Origin of the sequence: Coraliomargarita algicola, assembly GCF_033878955.1 — a bacterium.
Taxonomy (GTDB): Bacteria; Verrucomicrobiota; Verrucomicrobiia; order Opitutales; family Coraliomargaritaceae; genus Thalassobacterium; species Thalassobacterium algicola.
In genome coordinates, this window is record NZ_CP138858.1 from 2,083,897 (window position 1) to 2,108,632 (window position 24,736).

27 protein-coding genes are annotated in these 24,736 nt (G+C 51.5%); 13 read left to right on the forward strand and 14 right to left on the reverse strand.

The window, feature by feature from the left end:
• Positions 1–78: 78 nt before the first annotated feature.
• Positions 79–1,062: a transposase gene (locus SH580_RS08130; RefSeq protein WP_319834508.1), complete on the reverse strand. Its 984-nt coding sequence runs from the start codon at positions 1,060–1,062 to the stop codon at positions 79–81.
• A gap of 128 nt (positions 1,063–1,190) precedes the next feature.
• Here SH580_RS08130 and hemN point away from each other — a divergent pair, with 128 nt between their 5' ends.
• The 7 genes from hemN to SH580_RS08165 all read left to right on the forward strand — a co-directional run bounded on the left by hemN (position 1,191) and on the right by SH580_RS08165 (position 8,943).
• On the forward strand, positions 1,191–2,555 hold the full coding sequence (gene hemN / locus SH580_RS08135; RefSeq protein ID WP_319834509.1) for an oxygen-independent coproporphyrinogen III oxidase: 1,365 nt from the start codon (positions 1,191–1,193) through the stop codon (positions 2,553–2,555).
• A gap of 345 nt (positions 2,556–2,900) precedes the next feature.
• Positions 2,901–3,353 (forward strand): diaminobutyrate acetyltransferase, encoded by a 453-nt coding sequence (ectA, locus tag SH580_RS08140; RefSeq protein ID WP_319835000.1) that lies wholly within the window; start codon positions 2,901–2,903, stop codon positions 3,351–3,353.
• Positions 3,354–3,373: 20 nt separating this feature from the next.
• On the forward strand, positions 3,374–4,708 hold the full coding sequence (gene ectB / locus SH580_RS08145; protein ID WP_308952072.1) for a diaminobutyrate--2-oxoglutarate transaminase: 1,335 nt from the start codon (positions 3,374–3,376) through the stop codon (positions 4,706–4,708).
• 2 nt (positions 4,709–4,710) lie between these two features.
• The gene (locus SH580_RS08150; protein ID WP_308952074.1) at positions 4,711–5,118 is read left to right on the forward strand and encodes an ectoine synthase; all 408 of its coding nucleotides are present in this window, start codon (positions 4,711–4,713) and stop codon (positions 5,116–5,118) included.
• A gap of 13 nt (positions 5,119–5,131) precedes the next feature.
• A complete protein-coding gene (locus SH580_RS08155) occupies positions 5,132–6,565 on the forward strand; it encodes a sodium/proline symporter (RefSeq protein ID WP_319834510.1) in 1,434 nt (477 codons plus the stop codon).
• On the forward strand, positions 6,562–8,004 hold the full coding sequence (locus tag SH580_RS08160; RefSeq protein WP_319834511.1) for an aspartate kinase: 1,443 nt from the start codon (positions 6,562–6,564) through the stop codon (positions 8,002–8,004). Before SH580_RS08155 ends, SH580_RS08160 begins: the two co-directional genes overlap by 4 nt.
• Before the next feature lie 18 nt (positions 8,005–8,022).
• On the forward strand, positions 8,023–8,943 hold the full coding sequence (locus SH580_RS08165; RefSeq protein ID WP_319834512.1) for a TPR end-of-group domain-containing protein: 921 nt from the start codon (positions 8,023–8,025) through the stop codon (positions 8,941–8,943).
• Here SH580_RS08165 and SH580_RS08170 read toward each other — a convergent pair.
• Genes SH580_RS08170 through SH580_RS08180 form a run of 3 tightly spaced genes read right to left on the reverse strand, consistent with a single transcriptional unit; the run spans position 8,940 to position 11,940 of the window.
• The gene (locus SH580_RS08170) at positions 8,940–10,448 is read right to left on the reverse strand and encodes a sulfatase family protein (protein WP_319834513.1); all 1,509 of its coding nucleotides are present in this window, start codon (positions 10,446–10,448) and stop codon (positions 8,940–8,942) included. The two genes, SH580_RS08165 and SH580_RS08170, sit on opposite strands and share 4 nt — an antisense overlap.
• A gap of 2 nt (positions 10,449–10,450) precedes the next feature.
• Positions 10,451–11,200 (reverse strand): helix-turn-helix domain-containing protein, encoded by a 750-nt coding sequence (locus tag SH580_RS08175; protein ID WP_319834514.1) that lies wholly within the window; start codon positions 11,198–11,200, stop codon positions 10,451–10,453.
• Between the two features lie 44 nt (positions 11,201–11,244).
• On the reverse strand, positions 11,245–11,940 hold the full coding sequence (locus SH580_RS08180) for a DUF2490 domain-containing protein (RefSeq protein WP_319834515.1): 696 nt from the start codon (positions 11,938–11,940) through the stop codon (positions 11,245–11,247).
• Between the two features lie 139 nt (positions 11,941–12,079).
• Here SH580_RS08180 and SH580_RS08185 point away from each other — a divergent pair, with 139 nt between their 5' ends.
• On the forward strand, positions 12,080–12,931 hold the full coding sequence (locus SH580_RS08185) for a hypothetical protein (protein WP_319834516.1): 852 nt from the start codon (positions 12,080–12,082) through the stop codon (positions 12,929–12,931).
• 6 nt (positions 12,932–12,937) lie between these two features.
• Here the strand turns inward: SH580_RS08185 and SH580_RS08190 are convergent, their stop codons facing one another.
• From SH580_RS08190 to SH580_RS08220, 7 genes are all read right to left on the reverse strand, one after another.
• Positions 12,938–13,720: a DUF4197 domain-containing protein gene (locus SH580_RS08190; RefSeq protein WP_319834517.1), complete on the reverse strand. Its 783-nt coding sequence runs from the start codon at positions 13,718–13,720 to the stop codon at positions 12,938–12,940.
• Between the two features lie 45 nt (positions 13,721–13,765).
• Positions 13,766–14,485 (reverse strand): pirin family protein, encoded by a 720-nt coding sequence (locus SH580_RS08195; protein WP_319834518.1) that lies wholly within the window; start codon positions 14,483–14,485, stop codon positions 13,766–13,768.
• Positions 14,486–14,511: 26 nt separating this feature from the next.
• On the reverse strand, positions 14,512–14,946 hold the full coding sequence (locus SH580_RS08200) for a DoxX family protein (RefSeq protein ID WP_319834519.1): 435 nt from the start codon (positions 14,944–14,946) through the stop codon (positions 14,512–14,514).
• Between the two features lie 71 nt (positions 14,947–15,017).
• Complete coding sequence (locus SH580_RS08205; RefSeq protein WP_319834520.1) at positions 15,018–15,467, reverse strand: MarR family winged helix-turn-helix transcriptional regulator; 450 nt, start codon at positions 15,465–15,467, stop codon at positions 15,018–15,020.
• A 42-nt stretch (positions 15,468–15,509) separates the two neighbouring features.
• Positions 15,510–16,304, reverse strand: coding sequence for a TonB family protein (locus tag SH580_RS08210; protein WP_319834521.1), 795 nt, complete (start codon positions 16,302–16,304; stop codon positions 15,510–15,512).
• Positions 16,301–16,714, reverse strand: coding sequence for an ExbD/TolR family protein (locus SH580_RS08215; protein WP_319834522.1), 414 nt, complete (start codon positions 16,712–16,714; stop codon positions 16,301–16,303). The genes SH580_RS08210 and SH580_RS08215 overlap by 4 nt, the downstream gene beginning before the upstream one ends.
• A 44-nt stretch (positions 16,715–16,758) precedes the next feature.
• Positions 16,759–17,490 (reverse strand): MotA/TolQ/ExbB proton channel family protein, encoded by a 732-nt coding sequence (locus SH580_RS08220; protein WP_319834523.1) that lies wholly within the window; start codon positions 17,488–17,490, stop codon positions 16,759–16,761.
• 139 nt (positions 17,491–17,629) lie between these two features.
• Between SH580_RS08220 and SH580_RS08225 the strand changes: the two genes are divergently transcribed.
• The 5 genes from SH580_RS08225 (at position 17,630) to arsB (ending at position 20,935) form a co-directional block, all read left to right on the forward strand.
• The gene (locus SH580_RS08225; protein WP_319834524.1) at positions 17,630–18,013 is read left to right on the forward strand and encodes an ArsR/SmtB family transcription factor; all 384 of its coding nucleotides are present in this window, start codon (positions 17,630–17,632) and stop codon (positions 18,011–18,013) included.
• 38 nt (positions 18,014–18,051) lie between these two features.
• Entirely contained in the window at positions 18,052–18,222 is a 171-nt protein-coding gene (locus SH580_RS08230) for a hypothetical protein (RefSeq protein ID WP_319834525.1), read from the forward strand.
• A gap of 104 nt (positions 18,223–18,326) precedes the next feature.
• On the forward strand, positions 18,327–19,280 hold the full coding sequence (locus tag SH580_RS08235; protein WP_319834526.1) for a permease: 954 nt from the start codon (positions 18,327–18,329) through the stop codon (positions 19,278–19,280).
• A gap of 27 nt (positions 19,281–19,307) precedes the next feature.
• The gene (locus tag SH580_RS08240) at positions 19,308–19,745 is read left to right on the forward strand and encodes an arsenate reductase ArsC (RefSeq protein WP_319834527.1); all 438 of its coding nucleotides are present in this window, start codon (positions 19,308–19,310) and stop codon (positions 19,743–19,745) included.
• A 107-nt stretch (positions 19,746–19,852) separates the two neighbouring features.
• Positions 19,853–20,935 (forward strand): ACR3 family arsenite efflux transporter, encoded by a 1,083-nt coding sequence (gene arsB / locus SH580_RS08245; RefSeq protein WP_319834528.1) that lies wholly within the window; start codon positions 19,853–19,855, stop codon positions 20,933–20,935.
• A 76-nt stretch (positions 20,936–21,011) separates the two neighbouring features.
• Here the strand turns inward: arsB and clpX are convergent, their stop codons facing one another.
• The 3 genes from clpX to tig all read right to left on the reverse strand — a co-directional run bounded on the left by clpX (position 21,012) and on the right by tig (position 24,557).
• Positions 21,012–22,376, reverse strand: coding sequence for an ATP-dependent Clp protease ATP-binding subunit ClpX (gene clpX, locus SH580_RS08250; RefSeq protein ID WP_319834529.1), 1,365 nt, complete (start codon positions 22,374–22,376; stop codon positions 21,012–21,014).
• Between the two features lie 36 nt (positions 22,377–22,412).
• The gene (locus SH580_RS08255; RefSeq protein WP_308952106.1) at positions 22,413–23,009 is read right to left on the reverse strand and encodes an ATP-dependent Clp protease proteolytic subunit; all 597 of its coding nucleotides are present in this window, start codon (positions 23,007–23,009) and stop codon (positions 22,413–22,415) included.
• Between the two features lie 213 nt (positions 23,010–23,222).
• Positions 23,223–24,557, reverse strand: a complete 1,335-nt coding sequence (gene tig, locus SH580_RS08260; RefSeq protein ID WP_319834530.1) for a trigger factor — start codon at positions 24,555–24,557, stop codon at positions 23,223–23,225.
• Between the last annotated feature and the right edge of the window lie 179 nt (positions 24,558–24,736).

Below are 24,736 nucleotides of genomic sequence, written 5' to 3' on the forward strand. Positions count from 1 at the left end.
ACACTGAACATCGAATGATTGTCGTATCATTCAAAATTGGACGTTCGACGTTGGACGTTGGACGTTCCCAAGGCTTCGCTAGCTAAACACCGCCTTACGCAGCCCCCGAATCACAGCCAGGTCGCCCCATTCGGCCCCCTTCAGTCGATTCATCTTCGGAGGATGTCGGCGCTGGCGCTCCATTTGCCAAGCCGCAGCGTAACTCCTCACAAATTCCGCAGAGCCCAAGATCGCACCATCCGTAAAATAGCGCACCCGACAGCGCAAAATCGCCGCTTTCGGCAATAAGCCATCCTCCTGCTCCAAAACACGCAGAGCCTCCTCACGTGCAATGGTAGCACCCCCCTTCGAACTCGCCGCACTGCCCTGACCAAAGAGTAGAAGACGATGCGCCCGCAGCGGGTTCGTATCATGATCGCCCCAGATACGGCGCAAGCCCTCGATCGCAGCGGACACGCCTGAGACCGCCTCCGCATAGCCACAGAAGCGATAATCCTTCGGATCCTCCACCAGACCAGCCCGCACTGGATTCAAGTCAATATAGGCAGCCATCGTTTGCAAAGGATTCCCTTTCCCCTCGACCAGCACCGATTTAAAACGGTCCGCCCACAGCGTGCCATAACGATTATGGTTACGGTTATACCACACAGAAAAGCGCTGCTTCACCGCCTTCATATATTCAGAAATATCCCCCATCCGGGCCAGTAACTTACGCCGCGTCTCCTGAGCGTCCTCCGAATTCGCAGCCAACTCAGCGCGCAGCACCTTAATCGAGTCCGACTGATACGGAGTCGGTTTAGGATACAGCACCTGATAACGACGCAGCAACTCCGCATCATCCACATTTTGTTCCTCAGGCACCCGCAGCAGCACATGGAAATGATTCGACATGATGCAATAAGTCAGCACCTCCACCCCGCAGAAGTCAGCCAACTGCCAAATCATCTTACGCAGCACCTCCTTCTCACGATCCTTAAAGAGCCGCTCACCGTTCACCACACGCGTCATACAATGGTAAGTCGCCGCAGCCCCCTCAACTTTAGTTCGACGTATTCGTTTCATAACTCCCCTTCAAACAATAGCTTGCCATCACATAACTCAAGCAGTCAACCTAATTCTTATAGCCTGGTTCTATATTTTGAAATAGCGACTTGGCAAATGTTGGGCTTTTGATTATCAATTGGGTTCTCATGCAAATTACATCTCAAGACCTGCGACTGATCGAAAAGTATAACCGCCCGGGGCCTCGCTATACGAGCTACCCGCCTGCGAATCACTTTCGAGAATACGAGGACTACACGCCTTTGATGGCTGGCGTGGAAGATGGCGATGCACCGCTTTCACTGTATTTCCACCTGCCCTTCTGTGAGACGCTGTGCTGGTTTTGTGGCTGTCACCAGATTACGACTCTGGATCGTAATCGGGGAAGTGATTACCTGGACTTGCTGGAAAGGGAACTTGAAATCTTTGCTCAACATCTGCCCGCGGGACGCGAGGCGGTGCAAATGCACTTCGGGGGCGGCACGCCTAACTTCTTCACCTCGGCCCAAATTGACCGTTTGGCGAGCATGATCGACCGACACTTTACTTTTTCCCATGATGCGGAAAAATCAGTTGAGCTGGACCCGCGTCGACTGAATCGGGAACACGTGGAGGCATTTGCTCGCATGGGGCTGACCCGCGCCTCTTTTGGCGTGCAGGACTCCAACCCTGAAGTGCAAAAGGTGATCCACCGACTACAACCGCAGGCGATGAATGTGGAAGCGATGCAAATGTTGCGCGACAATGGTTTTAACTCGGTCAATCTGGACCTGATCTACGGTCTGCCACTTCAGACCTGCGACAGTTTCTCGGCAACCCTGGATGAAGTGCTGGAACTGAAGCCTGACCGATTCGCGATTTTTAACTACGCACATGTGCCATGGATGCGACCTGCCCAAAAGCTACTGGAGAAAGCTGGTCTGCCGGATGCGGAAACTAAAATGCAGCTGCTGAAACTTTGCATCGAACGCCTGACTGCCGAAGGCTATGTCTATATAGGTATGGACCACTTTGCTCTGCCCGACGATGAATTGGTGCAAGCGCAACGTGAGCAGTCACTGCAACGCAACTTCCAGGGCTATAGCACCCGTGCGGGTGTCGAAATTTGTGGCTTTGGTATTTCTAGTATTTCACAAGGCTCGATCGGCTTTCACCAAAACATGAAAGATCTTGAAAGCTACCGGGCGTGCCTATCACAAGGCAAGCTACCGATCACCAAGGGCTATGAGTTGACGGACGAAGACCGCATGCGGGCGGACGTGATCATGCGACTGATGTGCGACCTTTCGCTCGATTTTGGCGCCATGTCTGAAAAATGGAATGTCAACTTCGAGTCACACTTTGCCGAGGCTTTAAAGCAACTGGCTGAGCCAGCAGAGGATGGGCTGCTGGTCTGGACGGATCGCGGATTTGCTGTCACCGAGCGTGGCCGCCTTTTTATTCGAAATCTTGCCATGTGCTTTGACGCTTACCTAGACCCTGCGGTCGCAGGCCGCTATTCTAAAACGGTTTAACGATCTCAATGGAGCTGAGCGCCCCAAGGGCTACTTGCATGCAGCTTGAATACGCGAATAACGCCAAATAAGACAGGCAAATTCTCCACTAGAAAGCGTTATTGAAATAAATTTATAGATTTTTTTGAGACGTCGTTAATTCAGAAAATACAAAATTTCGAATTCGGGCTCAGCTAAGAGATAGCGTGCCTTAGAGCACAATTGCACTCACTAAATTAGGTAACGGTATCGAACTGATAGAGGCCTCGAATCCACTCCCGGGGCAAATAAAACCCTTGATCCCGACAAGGGGGACGCCTCTAGACTAGTGGCATCGACGAAATAGAACTACAGATTCCCGATTCCCTGGACGGCTCATCAATCAATCGATTGGTTTCGCAGAGCCCGCCCCTGGACACGAACTCCACTTATTGCAACCTTTTGCAATGTATTCACTTTTCGGATACATCTATAATTGCAAAAAAGTTGGGTGAACCCGTGGGCTTTGTTTCTGGCTACATGATTCCACGCAAAGCCTGCACTCTGTTCATCTGGCAGGTCGTAGTCAGCGCGGAAGCACGTGGGCAAGGCTTAGCCTTGCGAATGCTGCGTGAGCTATTGCAACGCGGACACAGCGAGGAGGTGCGTTTCCTGGAGACAACAATCACCAAAGAGAACGAAGCTTCGTGGGCACTCTTTCGCAAATTGGCGAAAGAGCTGAGTGCAAAGCTGGAGGTATCTGTAGCCTTCGACAAAGAGACTCACTTTTTCGGTGAGCACGAGACCGAGCATTTAGTGCGCATTGGTCCGTTCAATTAATTTATTAACCAATAATAAACATGAAAATATTCGAAGAACTCGAATCCGAGGTGCGTAGCTATGCACGTAACTTCCCGCGTCTGTTTAAACGGGCGGCGGGTGAATTCATATACGATGAAGACGGGAATGAATACATTGATTTCCTAGCCGGAGCGGGTGCGCTCAATTATGGACACAACCACCCAGTCTTTCGCAAGAAATTGATTGAGTACATTGAGTCCGAGGGCATCACTCACAGTCTGGATCTGCACACTGATGCCAAAAAAGAATTTTTAGAGGCATTTAAGCAGCATATTTTAGAGCCACGCAAACTGGACTATACATTAATGTTTACTGGCCCGACAGGAACCAATGCAGTGGAGGCCGCGCTCAAAATTGCGCGTAAAATCACAGGTCGCTCACATGTAGTTTCTTTCACCAACGGGTGGCATGGGCAAACTTTAGGCGCGCTTTCGGCCACTGCAAATTCGCATCACCGCAATGGTGCGGGCATTGCTCTGACGGGGGGCCACCGCATTCCTTACGACGGTTATTTAGGCGACGAAGTCGACACCACTGAATATTTGGACAAAGTGCTGACAGACAGTAGCAGCGGAGTAGATTTACCCGCGGCGGCTATCGTAGAAACGGTGCAAGGCGAAGGCGGCGTAAACTATTGCAGCATGCAATGGCTACAAAGTCTGGCCAAGGTTTGCAAGCGCCATGGCGTGCTCTTGATCGTGGATGACATTCAAGCGGGCAACGGGCGCACTGGTGACTTCTTTAGTTTTGAGTTTGCAGGCATTGAGCCAGACATCGTGACGCTCTCGAAATCGTTGAGCGGCTATGGACTACCTTTTGCTATGTTAATGTTTAAGCCGGAGTATGACAAATGGACTCCAGGTGAACACAACGGCACCTTCCGCGGGAACAATCATGCATTTGTAACTGCAAAGTCAGCACTCGACACCTATTGGGCCGACGGCGAGTTCGCGCGTGAGATTAAGGAAAAGGGAAATTATATCGCCGGACGCCTCGACAAGATCGTCGAGAAGTATGGCGATGGCAATTTCACGGCCAAGGGTCGTGGCATGTTTCAGGGCATCAATTGTGTCAGCAGTGAGATTGCAAGCCAGATCTCACGAGCAGCCTACAAGCGCGGTCTGATCATTGAAACCAGCGGCACCGACGATCAAATTATAAAGCTACTTTGCCCGTTGACCATCTCACAGGAATCACTGGCGAAGGGCATCGATATTATCGAAGAATCGATTCAGGAAGTCTGCGCCGCCCATGGTGAAATCCCTGACGATCCGTGTTACTTCGACGACGTAGTCGTCGAATCGAAAGAAGAATCGCAGCATATCATCGCATAATCATGATCGTACGTAATTTAAAGCAAGCAGCCGACGAGGGGCGTAAGATCGTCTCTCCCGACGGGAACTGGGATAGCACACGCATGTTGTTGCAAGACGACGGCATGGGCTTCTCCTTTCACATCACCACGATTTATGCAGGTGCCGATTTTGACATGCACTATCAGAATCATCTGGAATCAGTCTATTGCATATCCGGAGAAGGAGAAGTGCAATCACGTGAAGACGGGCAGGTTCATGCGATCGCTCCCGGCACACTCTATGTCTTAGACAAACACGATCGGCACACGCTACGAGCCAAATCAGAGATGAAGATGGCCTGTGTGTTTAATCCGCCGCTGCATGGCACCGAGGTGCACAATGCAGAGGGAGCTTACGAATTAGAGGCCGCTCCAATTCAGCAGGGCTGAGCCCTCCCCTCCGATGATCCTCAGTTTTCTGCTATTCCTCGCGGCATTCGTAGTGATTGGCGTTAGTTCTGTGCGGCACAGTCGCGGCACCAAGAAGGACTACTATCTGGCAAGCTCATCAGTGGCTCCGTCCTTGGTCGGCCTGTCCGCCGTGGCGACGAACAATAGCGGCTACATGTTCATTGGCGTGATTGGCTACACCTACGCAACCGGCTTGGCGGCGATCTGGCTAATGATCGGATGGATCGCAGGCGACTACATCGCCTCGACCTTCATCCATGCCCGTCTACGGCGAGCAACCGCCCACACCAAGGAGGTCAGCTTTGCAGGCGTGCTGAGCCGCTGGGGTGGCCGCGAAGATGTGAGCTTGCAGCGCATCTGCGCCATCATCTCGCTCGTATTTCTACTCGCTTACGCCAGCGCGCAACTTGTCGCTGGCAGCAAGGCCTTGCACGTGCTCTTTGGCTGGCCTACCTATGCCGGGGCAGTGATTGGCGCCATCCTAGTCATCGTGTACTGCCGAGCAGGCGGTATACGCGCCTCAATCTGGACAGATGCCGCACAGTCTGTGGTGATGATCTGTGCGATGACGATGATGCTAGTCGTCGGCATTCACAGCTTCGGCGGCATCGGGGGCGCGATCACAAAGATGGAAGCGATCGATGGCTATTTAAATTGGTTCCCACAAGATCTCGCCCTCCCCGGACTGGCGGGCGGGCTGCTATTCGCCATAAGTTGGGCTTTTGCGGGCTTTTCTGTAATAGGGCAACCGCATGTGATGGTGCGCTTTATGACACTGGACAACCCTGGCCAAATGCGTCGTGCACGGGCCTGGTATTACCTCTGGTTTCTCGCCTTCTATCTAATGGCAACGGGCGTAGGCATGCTTTCGCGCATTTACATTCTCGATCCCGGCAATTTCGATGCAGAGCTCGCCTTGCCCACCATGGCGCAGCAGATGCTTCCCCCCTTTGCCGCGGGGATTGTGCTGGCGGGGATCTTCGCTGCGACCATGTCCACGGCCGACTCGTTGATCTTAAGCTGCTCTTCCGCGCTGACGCACGACTTACTGCCTGGGAAAATCGAGAAAACCAAAATCCTCAAGCTCGGAACCGCCTTGATTACCTTAGCCGCACTGGCCTGGGCCTTGCTCAACAAACAAAGCGTTTTTAACTTAGTCATCATGGCTTGGTCCGGACTCGCAAGTGCTTTTGCACCGCTACTGATCTATCTCTGTCTCGGCGCACAGCCCAGCCGACAAGGATCCGTAATCGCGATTTTCGGAGGGCTCGGAACGGCACTGCTTTGGCGATTCTTGGGATGGCATGCCACCATCTACGAAGGCATGCCCGGGATCTTAATTGGCTTACTCATTCTAGTGATTGATGGGCGACTCTCAGCAGCAGCTCGCAACGAATCATTAACAGAAAAAGAAACATACACATGACACAGCACACAGTCGAAAAGATCGGGGGGACTTCTATGAGTCAATATGCCTCGGTGCGTGATAACATCATTCTGCAAGGTCGCCCGAAGGTCGACGCGTTCAATCGAATCTTTGTGGTATCCGCATACAGCGGCATCACCAATCGCTTGCTCGAGCACAAAAAGAACGGGCAGCCCGGCATTTATGGGCTCTTTGCTAAAAGCATGCAAAGCGAGGGCTGGAAGGCAGCGATCACAGACTTAAGAAACGAAATAAAGCGCATAAATGCCGAGTTGTTTGCGCATTCAGATTCCTTACACGAAGCGAATCAATTCATCGAGCAACGCATCGACGATGCCGAAAGCTGCTTGGACGGGCTGTTGCAACTATGTGGGCACGGACACTTCGAGCTCGGCTCGCACCTTGAAACCGTAAGGGAAATGCTGGCGAGTTTAGGTGAAGCACACAGCGCATGGAACACCGCACGCTTGCTAAACGAAGATGGGATCGCCGCGCGCTTCATTGATTTAACCGGCTGGCAAACACAGCGCCATATCACACTGGATGAACGCATACAAGAGGCCTTCGCTGATTTGGATTTGAGTGAAGCGTTCCCCATCGTGACCGGCTACGCGCATAGTCAGCGTGGTTTAATGAAATCATTTGATCGCGGCTACAGCGAGATGACTTTCAGTCGACTAGCAGTGCTCACACAAGCGCGCGAAGCGATCATTCACAAAGAATTTCATTTGAGCAGTGCCGACCCCGGCATCGTCGGCGAGCAAAACGCAGAGCCAATCGGGCGCACCAATTACGATGTCGCCGACCAATTGGCCAACCTCGGCATGGAAGCGATCCATCCACGTGCGGCGAAGGGCTTACGCAAAAACGACATCGCGCTAGTGGTAAAAAACACATTTGAGCCACAGCACCCCGGCACACTCATCACCACCGGCTTCACGCGCGAGCGGGCACAGGTCGAAATCATCACCGGGTGCACCGACATCTATGCCTTTACCCTATTTGATCAAGACATCGCGGGCAACTTCCATGAGTATGATCAAGACATCGTAGAAACGATTCAGCAGTGCAAAGCACATATCGTATCCAAGGGCGTGAATGCCAACACCATCACTCACTACATCAATGCCAACCTGCAAACAATTAAGCGCATTCGCGCACGACTGCTCAAGCGTTACCCCGATGCTGAGATCGATCAACAGCGCGTCGCCTTTGTTTCCGCAATCGGCAGCAATATGACAATTCCCGGCATCATGGCGCGCGCCACTGGCGCACTCTCGGCGCATAACATCAATATTCTAGCCACTGGCCAATCGATGCGACAGGTAGACATCAATTTTATCGTGAAAGAGTCCGATTATGAGGCAACCATACGCAGTTTGCACCGCGTCTTAGTCGAAGAAGACGTACCGCGCGGCTCCATCGCCAATGCGGCTTAAGCACAATTAATGATCTCAATGATAAAGCAGACTCCATTCTACGCACACTGGGCCTTAGTCTTGGCGCTCACATTTTGGGGCTCGGTCAATGCCAGCGCTCAGGACTTCGACGGGCCCGCGTCGACAGTGGCCCCTACGTCATCCAAGGCGAGCTATACAGATACCATCGAATCGCTGGAGGAGCCACTCTACTCCCCTTTCATTGAGCGCTATGTCTTGGACGAGTTAAAAACACTGCGCAGCGAGATGGCCGCACAGAAACATGAACTCATGCAACAGATCCTCGACCGCGAGCACAATTCCGTAGACCGCGCGGTCGCATATTCCACTGACACGGTAACTTACTTCTTTTATCTCATCGCGGGGGTCTCTTCCATTCTGGTGATCATGGGCTGGTCGTCGATGCGCGACGTGCAGAAGCGTATTCAAGTGGCCGCTGAAGGTCGCGTAACGAAGCTGATCGACGTGTATGAAACACGACTCGAAAAGCTCGAACGCGTAGTCAAACAGAAGACACAACACATCGAAGAGAACCGCGAAGAAATTGAGCGCACCCAAGACATACAAGCACTCTGGTTACGAGCGGGGCAAGAAAACAGCCCCGCGCAGAAGATTGCGCTCTATGATGAAATCCTGAAACACAACGCACAAGACGTAGAAGCTCTCACCTATAAAGCACACTCCGTGTTGCAACTAGACGAGCCGCAATGGGCAGCCAACCTGTGCACCCAGGCGCTCGACATCGATGCCGAAAACAGTCAGGCGCATTACCAACTAGCGCGTGCTTATTGTACCATGGGCTATAGTGATGAAGCGATCCAATCACTACAGCGAGCGATTCATTTCACTGAATCTTATCGAGCAGAGCTCGGGAGTGATGAGGCACTCAAACCCATGGCAAGTTTGCCTGAGTTTCAGAAATTATTGTCGAATGTTTAATTTTTAATCTGATTGATGATCGGTGTATATTTTTCTCTGAGTGCGTCCGCACCGGCTTGTCGACCAGTAGCTTCAAGGTACTGCATGTAAGTTTCAAACCCTTCGACTCCAGGTTGCCCATGCGTAAGTGAGGCATGGAAGGGGCCACCTTCGCGAATCACAGTCCACAGCGGGTCCACTACGTCGTTTCCAGTTAAAGCCATTTTCTGCATTTGCGCATCGTGCCACCTTGACAGGCGCCATTGGCCTTCACGGCAGAGCTCCGGATGATCTAGTGCCAAGTCGTTTTGCTCGTGTGGATCCGCTTCAAGGTCATGCAGCATTTCCTGGGGGAAAAGATGGAAACCATCGTGGTAAGTGCGCGTATAAAGCCATTTTCCCCAGCGGACTGAGCGCTGGCAAACATGGCAGCATTGGCTAATCGTGACTTCATCGCGCCCCATATCCAAGCCCTCCGTAATGGCCGGAGCATAGGACTCGCCATCCCAAATAGCTTGTATTTTACCTCCAAGCAATTCCATGACAGTTGGAGCAAAGTCGATATTGTAATGAAACTGACTATTGCGAATACCTTTAGCACCGCCTGGATATTTAATAATCAATGGAACGCGGCAGGTAATGTCATCAGCGGTGCCGTGTTCACCGTAAAGACCCCATTCTCCTAAATTTTCACCGTGATCAGCTGAAATCACAATCATGGTATCGTCGTAAACGCCGGCCGCTTTCAGGTCTTCCACGATGCAAGCAATTTGATCATCTACGTAGCGGACTCCCATGTCATAGCCGTCGATCACTTGACGCACGGACTCACGGTCAGTTGCTTTACCAGGATGACGAGGATACGCGGGATGACCATTTCCAGTATACATATCGATTTCGTGTGCACAGTGCGGGCCCACTTTCTGATTGTTGGCTTCGATCACCTCATCGGATAACCATTCAGGCAGTGGTTCATTCTCGAACTGATTTTCGATGTTCAAGGGCACACGATAAGGGGTGTGGGGGTCCCAATAGTTAATATGCAAATACCAGTTATCTTTCGAAGCATTATCAGCCATCCATTTACTGACGACAGGTTGCACAACTTCGGCGGATTCAGCACCACCTTGCCCGGTGTTATGTATTTCGTTGAAGCCAGCATAAAAATGCCATGCCGCATGACGTTGACCGAAGGGGCTGATCATTGCAGTGTGATAATTGAGATGTTGCAACTGACGAGCGAGTCCGTGTTCATCAAAATTGTCGCGGAAGCCGCGCTGACTTCCTTCAATTTTGGGTTGAGCCGCGGTGCCTCCATGCCCCACAACGCCAGTTTGTATTCCGAAACGCCCCGAGTAGAACGCAGTGCGTGATGGGAGGCAGGGTGCATCGGGTGTATAACAACGATCAAAGACGACGCCCTCTTTAGCAATCTGGTCGATCGCTGGACTGGTGTTGCGATGATAGCCGTAGCACCCTAAATGATCTGGGCGTTGACTGTCGATATCGATGTATAGTATGCGCATAGTTACTGTTTGAGCGTTTGAGTTAGGGATTGAATGATAAATTCAGGTTCGTTTGCCCGTGAGAAGTGGTACACTTCAGCGACTGCAAGCACGCCGAGAAATGACAAATCATCGGGGTCAAAAGCTGCAGCGGCAAATCGACGAACTCCATTGGAGTTAAAAGGAAGATCGTAGGCTGTTTGTTGTGACTTTGCGTGACGGATACGTTTTTGTATTTCCTCGCGGTCGATCGGACAGAGGATTCCATTGGCTGTATAATGCTGACTCTTCTTTAGCGGCGGAGCTTGTGAAGCAAATGCGTGGCCGACACAAATAACCGCTTCAAACTCAGTGTGCCAGTCACGTAGGAAGCCCGGTCGAGCTTGAACGCAAAGCTCAGTTTCAGGATTAGTTTGATGGATGAGCTGCATGCCGTCGCAGGTGGGTTCATACCATTCGACAGTGCAATCGGTGGATGCAACTAGCATTGCCATGAGTGCTTTCAGCGAATCACGAAAGCGCTCGATCGGAGATTGTAGAGGCTGGAGTCGAAAGAGTGCCTGATACCGCTTTTCCGGAATCTTGCGAACGATTCCCATTTGTTCCAAGGTGGCCAATAGGCGGAGTGTGGACGCTTTTGGGGTCTCTAATTGTCGACTAATCTGGTCCAGGCTCATTGATGAATAGCCTTCGAGTAGCTGTAGCAAGCGTAAGCCACGCTCCAATGCAGGTGCACTTGCTTCTATGCGATCAGACGAGGATTTAATTTCCATATTTGAAACCAATTTCAAATATGGAAGAACGCTGCAAGTTTATTCTAAAACTTGTAGCTCAGGGATTGCCCAAAGACGTAGGCAGTCTTCCAGCTAGAGCCGCCGACTGCGCGTTTGGACTGTGTCATTAGATACAATGACAGTTTACTGCGCTCGCTAATTTTGAAGGTGGTCTTGAGGGGGATGAAGCGATTTTCAAATATTTCGTCTGTATCATAGCGCACGAATACTTCAGTGCTGGCACCGATCCCCACAAGCCGACCATAATCTTCCAATTTGTAATCCAGCCCGAAACGATGCCGCGAGATCCAGTAGTCGTCGCTGCCTTCAATTTCACGCAGGCCCAGCACGTGACGCATGCTGAACTTGAGATTGTCACTAAGCTGCCAGTGTGGACTGGCGTGAAGCCAGAAAATATGCAGCCGCCCATAATCATCCCCACAATCACTACGAATGTCCTCCAACAAATAAGTCGCGCCTAAATCCAGATTGGGGTGCACTTTATACTGCACCGTCGGGAAGAGCAGCCATGCCCCAAGAAACTTACCTTCATCGAATAGCCGACTCTGGGCTCCCGCAGTGATGCGCCAGTTATCATCTTCGTAGGCATTGATACTGAGCGACTGCCAGAGACGGACATCGCCGTCAAATTCAGCATTCAGAACTTGTACTGCTGACAATAAACCACCACAGATAAGAACGAGAGTGGTGTAAACACGGAAACTGTACTTAAAAATCATTCCTCCGAAATGAAGAACTCCTCGAATACATCAATACATCTTATCTTAATGCGATGTAGTATTAGATAGAATTATCAAACACATGAAAGCTTGCCCCTGTCATTTGCAAAACAGCCGCTTGCATCTAGAATCCCCGAGTATGCGTCTTTTCTACTACTGCCTCACCTTCACCCTCACAGCATCGCTAAGTGCCAACCAAGTTCGTGAGTTTTGGTTCAACGGCGCAGAGATCAACCGCTACGAACTAACTCAAACACGCTACGGAGAGTCTCACCCAGGGCACGTCGAATTCATCTACGTCACCGAACCCTTCCTAACCGATGTCCAGGTTAAGAACGAATCCGGGGGGCAGCCATCGACTGACGTGCTCAAGCTCAACGCTCTGCGCACTTTTAACACGGGGATCTACAGCTACCGCACCATGAGCAGCACCTTTCAACCGATCGACTTGGAAAAATACCCCCGAGCGCTCAAAACAAACACCAGTGTACAGGACTGGCGTGGCCAATCTTTTTCACAATTGAACCGAACAGCACAAGGCTGGCGTGGCGAACTGCGCTCCTACTTTCAAAGTGAAGCCGATCAAAACTTTGAACTTAGCGATGCCCTACTCGAAGATGCCGTATGGCTCAAGCTACGCCTCTCGCCTCAAAGCCTTCCCACGGGGCCCATCCAAATCATACCGAGCGGTGTGCATACCCGATTCGCACATAGCCCGGTCCGCATAGAACGCGCCACTGCAGAACGTATCACTCAAGGGGCAATGAGTCGCTATATCATCCGCTACGAAAACATCGATCGAGAACTACACATCAACTATGAAACAAAATTTCCCCATATCATCCAAAGTTGGAAGGAGATCGAAGACGGCAAGCGCATCACACAAGCAGTGCTCACTCACCGTGTAATGAACAGCAACTACTGGTCTGAACACGCTCCTCAAGACGCTTCCAAACGCAAAACGCTGGGACTAAACCCCATCGCCAATTAAGCCCGCCTACTGCCCGAAGAGCTGCTTCAACAAATCTGTCGAGCGCGCTAAAGGATTTTCACGTATCGCTTTCTCTTCCGCAGCCATCGCGGTAAAGAGGCCATCCAGTGCTTGATCATTCACATATTGGTCCAGATCAAAATCACTGGCAGCGATTCCAGTAAAGGACTGAATTTTAGAGAAGAGCCCAGTCCCTGAACTTGGCACAGCCGACTGCATCTCCTTATATGCGCGCGTAGCACCTGTCGCATCCGTTGCTTGCGAAATCAGTGGCAGCATACGCTCACTCAACTGAGCGCGGGATTTCTTTTCGAGGAAACGGGTAATGGCATCGTCCTCTCCCTTCCAAAGTGTATTAAGGTCCTCTAGTGTCAGGCTATTGATCGCCTCCTTCACAATCGCAGGCGCAGCAGCGACGCCTGCTTCCGCGGCACGATTGATCGTAGCCTGAACATCATCTAAACGATAGTCTTGATTGATCAAAGCTAAAGGCTTGCGCAACTTCTCAACCGCGCGGGGCAATGGAATTTGATACAATTCAGAGTTAGCAAACCCACCCTGCTGCCCCAGTGCAGTCAATGCACGTTCGGCAGAAACGGCCAATGCTTCACGTAGCGCTTTGGCCAATTCATCGGCATTTGCAAACGCACTCCCGAGCTCCGTATCAGCCGCAGGACTACTTTTAAAAATAGACAAAGCTCGACTCGCCCAGGAGGACTCGGCGCGCAGCGCCCCAGTCGATAGTAGAACAGTCAGAGCAACAAGAAGTGTATTTTGAATAGAACGCATGTAGAGAAAGCTAGCGCTTCAGCCACAAAAGGCGAGCGAAAGGACTCAATCGATAGGCAAGTCGAACAGCATCACTTGAGCGACCTCTGTCCCTTGCTGCACAAAGTCCAGATCAGCAACATCTGTCAGCGCCAGCGAATCCCCCCGCGAGAGCTGTTCTCCCCCCACTTGAACGTCACCCTGCAGGACGAATATCCAATAGCCGCGCCGCTCACTATCACTGACATAGGACACCGACTTCCCCTCACTTAAGCGAAGAGTGCGCAGCTCTGCGTCTTGGCGAATCGCCATCGAGCCCTCATGCCCATCCGGGGACAGAATGAGTTTCCATTCGTTATCCACGGCACCGAGCATCGGCTGATCGGCATAGCGTGGTTCAAGCCCCGTTTCGCTCGGCTGAATCCATATCTGCATGATATGCACGGGCTGATCCGCCGAAGGGTTGAACTCACTGTGCACCACTCCGCTGCCCGCACTCATGTATTGAATATCCCCTGTTTGAATCACACGACCATTCCCCAGACTATCCTTATGCTGCAACTGACCATCGAGAACGAGAGTGATGATCTCCATGTCCCGATGCGGGTGCGAAGGAAAGCCGCCACTGGGCGCGATGATATCATCGTTCACCACGCGCAAGGGGCCGAAGCCCATGCGCTCGGAGTCATAGTGTCCGCCGAATGAAAAACTGTGCCGACTATTCAGCCAGTCGAAATCACTGTGCATACGCTCTTCTGAGCGTGTGAGTTGTTTTGTAAGTGTCATGATAGAATGTGCCTTTTTCTAATGAATCATTTTGCAGCGAGCTTACGATCGACCGAGAAGGCTCCCCCACCACCGATGGCGAGAGTGAGACTGGTGAGTAGCAGCGTGAGCGGATATTCCATGCCGTTATTCGAGGCAAAGAAAGCGCTGGAGTGCGCGGTGAGAATGGCAACCGCCATGGTGCCCGCGAGGCTGAGGCCTGCCAATCGTGTCATTAAGCCCACAATCAACAGCAAACCGCCAACAAATTCTGTACCGCCCGCCATCGCCGCCATCAATAAACCCGGTTTCAGGCCAAGGCTCTCAGAGAAAAATTGCCCCGTCGCTTCGAGGCCATAGCCCCCAAACCAACCGAATAACTTTTGTGAACCGTGCGCAGCCATCACGACACCGACGCCTAAACGGATCGGCAAGAGCGCGATGCTGTTGGAAGTATTGAGGAGGATTTCTATGATTTTCATATTTATTGTTCTTTCTATTTGTATTTCAGCCCACACAAAACCTTGACATCAAGATATATGGGTAAATTTTATTATTCAGTCAGCGCTTGGCTACGACGGCCCAGCTTGCGCATCAAATCAGCAAACTGAGTGCGTTCCTTCTCGGAGAATTCGCTGAACAGCGTGTCTAAATTGGCCGCGTGTGCGGCGAAGGCGTCCACAATCACCTCACGCCCAAGCTCGGTAAGATGCACGAGCACAACGCGAGCATCGCCCTCACTTCGCTCACGGCGCACATAGCCCTTCTTTTCCATTCGTTGCACAGCGGTGGTAATTGAACCGCTAGTCAGCAGCACCTTCTCGCCAATGGTGTTCACTGGCAGCGCGCCCTTATGCAGCAAAACTTCCAGCACTGCAAAGTCCGACAAAGAAGCAAAGCCTTGCTTTGCGATACTCTTATGATCGTAGCGCATCACCCCGTGCGATGCCTTCCAAAAGAGAAGAAAGAGGTGCGAACCAGAATGTTGATAAATCTTGGGCATGACACTCAAGCTAGCAACAACTATCTTGATGTCAAGCTAAAATTAATCCCGCATCCGAAACGACAGCGAGAACTCGTGCGCTTGCCCGGTCGGCGTGGGCCCCGCGGAACTTGCCATGCGAAACGCAGCGAGGACAGATTGATCAAAGGCCGCATTGCCCGATCCGGGGCGCAGGCGCGCATTGGTAATCTGCCCCGATGCAGACACATTAAAAACCACCTCAGCCACCAATTGAACACCAGCGAGCTGAGCGGGCTTGGTCCACGCGGCGTCAATGCGTGAGCGCAGGCGTGAACTATAACTAGCCAAGGCCGACAATTGCTGCGATGAAAGCTGCGGGTTTGATTGACTCGCAATCGGATTGCGGGGGAGCACTAATTTAGGCACATCGATTTGCCGCACTTGAATATTTGGACGAGGCGTCACAACTTGCCGCGGCTTAGGCGCCTCCTTAGGGTGCTCTTTGAAAAAATCATCTGCCGACATCAACTGAGGCGCCGGCTTGGGCGTCGGTTTCGGGGTGGGGGTGGGCGTCGGTTTCGGCGTCGGGGTGGGCTTAGGCGGTGTAGGCGTCGGCGCGACTGGCTGCGGCTCCGGAATGTCCACTTGTGGCACGGGCGGTAGCTCAACCGGAGGCAGGTCGACAGGCAACTGTGGTTCCGGCGTGGACTGTTGCGCCTGGCTCACTTCGCTGGGCGGCTCTACCATCTCAAAAACGTGTGGTTTTTCCTTCGGTTTGAAAGCTTGCACGATAGTCGCCAGAAACAAGCCCAACAGAACCACCAGGTGTAAAATCACCGCAGTCCACAGGGGTTGGTTCTTCGTGAGTTTCATCATTCGACTTTGGTATCTAAACTAATCTTGGAGAGCTTACGCTGCTTAATCATGTCCACCACTGTAATGACTTTTTGATAGGGCAATTGAGCATCTGCCCGGATACTAATCACAGACGGCGCAGGGTCCATCGCCATAGTATCTAATAAATCTCCCAGCTGCAGTTCAGTCACTTGTTGATCCCCCCAATAATAAAGCCCCGCGCGATCGATTGATAAAGATTGAAAATCTTCACGATCTTCCGACTGCGTCTTGGCAGTTTCAACTGGCAGGTTTAACTCGACGGTCTGCTCAAGCAAAGGCGTAGTCACCATAAAAATAATCAGCAACGCAAACGCGAGATCGATCAAAGGAGTGACGTTGATCTCGGTCAGTGCAGAAAGCCGGTCTTTGCGATGGAATTTACGAGCCACAGTGAGAATTATAAATTAATAATTAGGAACTAGGTAAGCAGAAACTATGCATTCGCAGCCGCCTGTGCTTCGAGCTCGATACGATCCGCAGCAGTACTGGCGAAATTCTCCAGCTCAACCACTGCAATTTTGGTCTGTTGCAAAAGATAATTATACCCAAAAACGGACGGAATCGCGACAATCAAACCTGCCACGGTAGTCAACAAGGCACCGGAAACACCCGGGGCCAGACTCTGCAAGCTAGCCGACCCCGCGCCTGCCATACCACCAAAAGCATCCATCACCCCCCAAACAGTGCCCAACAACCCCATGAAAGGAGCCCCGGTGATAATAGAGCCCAAGACCACCATCTTCGCTTCGTAACGAATGATCTGTTCGGCGACGCTACGTTGAAGCGCATTTTCCACATGCCCCATGCGAAGTGTGGCACGGTGCGGGTCCGCATTACTCAAATCACCACCATAGCGGCGAAAGGCCTCCAGCGCTTCGCGAATAATATTGTAATATGGGCCCGCCCCCTTGCCGGGCCGCTCCGGATCCAGCGCGATCAGATGCGACTCCTTACTTAACAAACGCTCGTAGCGCTGATTTTGCGACCGCAGCTTGGACAGATCCATGTATTTACCCAGCATCACCGTCCACGCGACTATACTTAATAGTCCGAGAATAAAAATGACCACCTTACCCGCGAAATTCGACTGCGCGAAATAAGTAAATACATTGGGCCCGGCGGCCGCCTGAATGAAAAGAGAATCGAATACAAAAGTGAGGCTCATGAAAAATATAGTAAAGTCGTTGCAGGAACAGACATCAATAAATCACAGGCGTTCAAAAAGCTTCCAGCTTAAAAGAAAAATGTGAACAATAAATATATTCCATTGACAGTATATACCAAAAACAGGATATACATAACTCATGGAAGCCAGTGAACTCTATAAATGCATCGCGGACCCGCAGCGCTTACGCATCCTCAATCTATTAGAGGCAGGCGCGCTCTGTGTATGTCACATGCAAGAGCTGCTCGACGTACCGCAAGTCAAGACATCGAAACAACTCGCTGCAATGAAGCAACTCGGCCTGATCGAATCCAAGCGCGAAGGCACTTGGATGATCTACTCACTGATCGAACCTATCAATGGCCTCCTTCGGGCAAACCTACAATATCTCCGCCAAGCCGAGTGTTCCGAGTGCAATCAACTGCAGCGCGACCTAGTCAACCGCAACCAACTCATCGCACGCATCGCCGAAGCCAACGACGACTGCCCCGTCAGTGTCTGTGAAAAGATCGGCTGCTGCTAACAGACTAAGAACTGAAATTTACGACAACGATATAAATTATGAAAACGAATACAGAACAAGCCACCAAACAAGCGACTGCCGAAAAGCCCGGCTTCTTCACTCGCATCCTGAATAAAGTGGACAGCTCTATGAAGGCGAAAGCCGATCAAGCCGCGCAAAACGCATGCTGTGGCGGCGATAAAAACGGCAAAGGCGGCAAGTGCTGCTAAACACTGCGAGTCGATCCAAAGATTTTTAGCGCCGGTCGCACTGCTTAATCGGCCGGTCAAACACACAACTGCGAGTGCCACAAAGGGCACTCAATAGAATTCCTATGCTCACATCCATAATAGATAGCCTACTCTACGGAGCACTCGGACTCGATCCGGAGTCACGACTAGTGGGGGCCTTACACTTTTTTCTCTACGACACGATCAAGATCTTTCTGCTGCTGGCAGTCATGGTTTTCATCATCGGAATCATACGCACCTGGTTGCCAGAAGATCGTCTCAAACGCTGGATGGGGCGTGGTGGCCTCTGGGGCAACATGGTCGCTGCACTCTTCGGCGCCATCACTCCGTTTTGCTCCTGCTCATCGATTCCGATTTTCATCAGTTTATTAAAAGCGGGCGTGCCACTGGGAGTCACCTTCTCCTTCCTGATCACCTCTCCGATTATTAACGAGTATCTGGTCATCCTCATGGTCGGCGAATTTGAAACCCCGATCACCGTCGCTTATGTCGCCAGTGGCCTGTTCATTGGCACCGTAGGTGGTGGCATTCTCGGAAAGCTCAAGCTAGAGAAACACCTGGAAAAAGACATCATCGCATCCGCAAATGCTGAGAACGAAGTAGTGAGCCACACACTGGTCTCGCGGATACGCTACGGCTGGGATGAAGCCATCAGCGTCATTAAGCAAATCTGGCTTTGGGTCATCATCGGCGTTGCCGCCGGAGCCTTCATTCACAACTACGTGCCGCAAGAGACCATTCACTCGCTGATGGAAGCCACCGGAATCTTCTCGGTTCCAATCGCAACCGCGCTCGGCGTGCCCATGTATGGCAGCTGCGCCGCAATCGTGCCCATCGCAGTGGTGCTCTTCCAAAAAGGCATCCCCATCGGCACGGCCCTCGCTTTCATGATGGCCATGGCTGCACTCAGTTTACCGGAAGCGATCATGCTCCGCCGCACCATGCAGCTCAAGCTGATCGGCATCTACTTCGGCATCACCAGCCTCGCAATCATCTTCACCGGTTACCTGCTCAATCTCTTGGCCAGATATCTATAATCACGTTTTACACAAGCACTCAACATTATGAAAAAAGTACTCATTCTTTGCACTGGTAATTCCTGCCGCAGTCACATGGCTGAAGGCATCTTACGCGCCGCAGCTGGCGACCTCTTCGAGGTCTTTAGCGCGGGCTCCAAGCCCAAGGGTGCCGTACATCCCCTGGCAATCGAGGCGCTCAAGGAAATCGGGATCGACGCCAGTGGGCACACATCCGATCACCTCGATCAATATCTAAACACAGGCATCGACACCGTAATTACTGTCTGTGGCAACGCCGACCAAGCCTGCCCGACTTTTCCCGGCAAGGTAAGTCGCTACCACTGGGGCTTTGAAGATCCCCCCCATGCACAGCGTCCCGGGGAGAGCGAGCTCGACGCCTTTCGCCGCATCCGCGACGAGATCAAACTCGTCTTCGAGGCCTATGCCGCGGGCTACCGCGAAGCTTACAAAGCCTCTGAATAATCAAGCCAAAAACTGGCGGCTGTGAGCGACTGCTAAGTCGCTCAGCCATCGGCAATGTTTCTGAAGTGCAGGCAAATCGAATTCAAAAGCATCCACAGATTGACATAATGAAAACAACACAGATTGACACAGGCTGCTGCCCAAGCGACCGCAAACAACTCGGCTTCCTAGACCGCTACCTCACGCTATGGATTTTTATTGCGATGGCGATCGGGGTCACCATCGGATCTGTATGGGAGAGTGCAGAAGGTTTCTTAAACCATTTCCAGGTAGGTGCCACCAATATACCAATCGCCATCGGGCTGATCCTCATGATGTATCCGCCACTGGCTAAAGTACGCTACGAGGAGATGCCACGTGTGTTTCGCAACGTCAAAGTGCTGACGCTCTCGCTGGTGCAAAACTGGATCATCGGGCCTAGCCTAATGTTTGCACTCGCGATTCTGTTCCTACAAGACTACCCGGAATACATGACCGGAGTCATCTTGATCGGTCTGGCCCGCTGCATTGCGATGGTGATCGTATGGAACGAACTAGCCGAAGGCGACAACGAATACGCTGCGGGACTAGTCGCTTTCAACAGTGTCTTCCAAGTGATCTTCTTCAGTCTATATGCCTGGTTTTTCATTACATGGCTCCCCGGGGTGTTTGGCTTAGAGGGCAGTGTGGTCGAAATCAGCATGGGTGAAGTGGCGAAGAGCGTGCTCATCTATCTGGGCATCCCCTTCTTTGGCGGCATGCTGACACGCTTTATTGGTGTTAAACTCAAGGGGCGCGACTGGTATGAACAGGTCTTCATCCCCAAGATCAGCCCGATGACATTGATCGCCCTACTACTTACAATCGTGCTGATGTTCAGCTTCAAAGGCAGCGCAATCGTGGCCCTGCCACTGGATGTGTTACGCATTGCAGTGCCGCTAACGATCTACTTCCTCATTATGTTTTTCATCAGTTTCTTAATGGGCAAAATGGTGGGCGCCGACTACAAACAAAGCGTGACCCTGAGTTTCACAGCTGCCAGTAACAATTTCGAGCTAGCGATCGCCGTCGCCATCGCCGTATTCGGCATCGGCTCAGGCATCGCGTTCACTGCCGTGATTGGACCACTGGTAGAAGTGCCAGTCATGATTGCGTTGGTCAATGCCGCCTTCTGGATACGCCGTCGCTATTACTCAAAAAGTTTAGCCTAGATTCGGCCATGAACTAAAAAGATGAGTGAATAGCCGAACCTTAGGTCAAAAGACACACAACTCACCAGCAGAAAGCCTAAGCAGCGTCTGCGGGTGAGTCCTTTGACTCGACCTTGGACTCTTCAGCCTCAGAAGTTTCGTCTGCTTTATTAAAGTGCATCTTAGGCTTACTCCGACCTTCGACGACGCCGCGGTTGATGACGACCTTTTGCACGTTCTCGGTTTGCGGCAAATCATACATCACATCGAGCATGATGCGCTCCATGATGGAGCGCAGGGCGCGAGCCCCAGTCTTGAGCTCGATCGCTTTTTCGGCGATGGCAGCGACCGCGTCGCGGGTAAAGTGAAGATCGGCCCCTTCCATCGAGAAGAGCTTACTGTATTGCTTCACCAATGAGTTTTTGGTGTTTTGCAAAATGTGCTCCAGATCGGAACGCGACAACTCATCCAACACTGCGACCATAGGCAAGCGACCGATAAACTCAGGTATCATACCAAAATGGACCAAGTCCTCGGGTTGAGTTTCACGAAGAAGTTCGCTAACAGGCACCTCGTTCTGATGACGATTACGCTCCGTATCGAAGCCCATCGCTTTAGAGCCCACGCGGCTTTGAACGATCTTATCGAGGCCTACAAATGCGCCCCCACAGATGAAGAGAATGTTGGAAGTGTCGAGTTGGATGTACTCTTGATTCGGATGCTTACGCCCGCCTTGAGGTGGAACGTTACAAACGGTGCCTTCGAGGATCTTTAATAGTGCTTGCTGCACGCCTTCTCCGGAAACGTCACGAGTAATGGATACATTATCTGTCTTACGACCAATCTTATCAATCTCGTCGACATAGATGATGCCACACTCGGCCTTTTTCACATCGTAGTCCGCAGATTGCAACAGACGCAGCACGATGTTTTCAACGTCCTCACCAACATAGCCAGCCTCGGTCAAAGTAGTGGCATCAGCGATGGCGAAGGGCACGTCGAGCATTTTTGCCATCGTGCGGGCGAGCAATGTTTTACCACTACCCGTAGGTCCGAGTAGTAAAATGTTACTCTTTTCAATTTGGACATCATCGTATTTGCCATCCAAATCGGCAAACTCAGACGATTGATCGATACGCGACTCAGAACGCAAGCGCTTGTAGTGATTATACACAGCAACGGCTAAGGCACGCTTCGCATAATCCTGACTAATGATGTGCTCGTCGAGTGCGGCTGTAATTTGAGCCGGCTTAAGCAGATTAAAACGTCCACTTGAAGTTTCCGGAGTCTTTGGTTTTGCTTCCGCGCTCGCCTCCGACAACTCACGGTCGATGATGGTTTTGCACACAGAAACACAGGAGTCACAGATGTGCACGCCAGCGGGGCCGGCGATCATTTTGCGAACTTCGTTTTGTGCTTTTCCGCAAAAAGAGCAGAAAGTCATTCGTGTGGACTTAGCCATAATTAAAAAAAATTGAAATGTGTAAGCAGGCCGGGATTAGCCAATGGGCTTGGCCTCGATGACCTTATCGACGATACCATAGGCCAAGGCGTCCTCAGCGGTGAGGTAAAAGTCGCGGTCAGAGTCGTTGGCAATCTCTTCGGCAGTCTTGTTGGTATGACTTGCAATTAGATCATTCATACGCGAGCGCCAGCGCAAGATTTCGCGGGCCGCGATCGAAATGTCAGATGTTTGGCCAGTCGCCCCCCCGGTCGGTTGGTGCATCATAACGCGGCTGTTGGGCAGGGCGTAGCGCTTGCCCTTAGTGCCGGCAGCCAGCAAGAGTGTGGCCATGCTGGCCGCTTGCCCGACGCAATAAGTGACGGTGTCACACTGCAGGAAGTTCATGGTGTCGTAGATGGCCATGCCGTCGGTCACACTGCCACCTGGCGAATTGATGTAGAGGCTAATGTCCTTCTTCGGATCTTCCATTTGCAGGAAAAGCATCTGAGCGATGACAGCATTGGCGACAAAGTCGTTAATCGGAGTGCCGATAAAAATAATACGGTCGCGCAAGAGGCGGCTGTAAATATCCCAAGCGCGCTCGGAGCGGCCTTCGCGTTCATAGACAGTAGGAAGTGGTACGTAGCTCACAGTGTATAAGTTGGTTTCTGGATAAAATTGATATGAAGTCCCCTAGCCTACAGGCCAAGTCCCGAATATCAAATGCTTTTGAAGATTCTACGGTTTAGCAGATTATTAAAAAAACTGACTTCCGTCAATGAATGTAGTGCAGCACCCGAAGGGCACTGCACTACAAAATGAATGCCAAAGCAATCGAAAGCCTTGGTCTTAAGGACTGGCTAATTACTCGGCGACTGCTGCTTCAGCAGGCTCAACTGTCTCACGCTCAGCCTTTTCAGCCAGCAGATCCATAGTTTTGCCCAAAATGATATCGCGACGCATTTGGTTGATACGATTTTGATCTTTTTGGAGCTCCTTGACCAACTTCTCTGGCTGTTGGCCTGACTGCTGAGCTTCCATCATGATCATACGGCTAAAGTCTTCGTTCTCGACCTTGATCTTCTCTTTCTCAGCAATCTTGGACAAGATAATACGAGACTTGAGACGGTCGTGAGCGGCCTTGCTGGCACCTTCGTGGAGTGATTCCTTGTGCTTCTCAAACTCTTCAGCAGAGACGCCTTGCTGCATATTGCGCTGCATAAAGTCACGCAATACCGCGTCGGTTTCGCTTTCGACGCCGCTTTGTGGAACCTCAAAATCAACCGCCTTGAGCAGCTCTTGGGTGATTTGCTGACGCTCGGAATTGGCGTTTTGCTGCTTCTTTTGATTCTCGATATTTTCAGCAATCTTGCTGCGAAGTTCAGCTTCGTCGGCAACTTGCAGGCTCTTAAAGAACTCTTCATCCATTTCCGGCATGACCTTCTCGCGGACTTCCTTCGCTTCGATGGTATAAACTGCAGTCTTACCAGCGAGCGCTTCAGGTTGAAAATCTTCAGGGAACTCCATAGTCACTTCCTTGGTGTCGCCAGCTTTCATACCAACGAGGCCATCGACCACGGCACGCACGCCAGGCGCATCTTCGTTACCCGCCTCTTCCCAAGTGGTCTTTTGAGTGCCAAACATAGGTGTTTCCGGCACGAGATCAGCGACCAACTCGTCGCCGATTTTACCTTCGTAGCCGCATTGCACATAGTCGCCCTTCTCTGCAGCTTTTTCTGCCACATTGTATTCGGCGCGCTGACTCAAAATTTGATCCAGCATCTTAGAAACTTCCTCGTCGGTCGCTTCAGTTGGAGTATTAGTCACCTTCAGCCCCTCGTAGGCAGGCACTTCAAATTCAGGAACCACATCTACAGTGAAAGTGACGACGGCGTCTTGGCCAGCCGAGATCTCTCCCTCATTGAGTTCAACGATAGTAAATACCTCAAAATCGGCCCCCGCGACACCTTCTTGGTGCGCTTGAGAGACGACACGCTGTTTGAGCTCCTGCTTAAGATCCTTGGCGAAGCGCATGCGCACCATATTCTCAGGAGCTTTACCCGGACGGAAACCCGGGATTTTGGCTTGACGCTGAAAGTCCTTAATAAGTTTCGCCTCGAGCTCAGACACTTCCTCAGAAGTGACTGTCACGGCGATAGTTTTGCGAGTTGCGTTGATGTCTTGAACGTCGGTTTTCACGGTGTGTATGTGTGTTGAATGAGGTGGGCGAGAAAGGACGCCGCACTGGAAAAAGCGGGCGATTAGAGGGGAAAGGCATTTTACGGTCAATGCCTATATTGCAATCGAAGCAAGCCTAAGCACATTTAATTGAGCCGAAACCAGACAAGTATCACCTCAGCGGCTCCAGCTAGTGACTT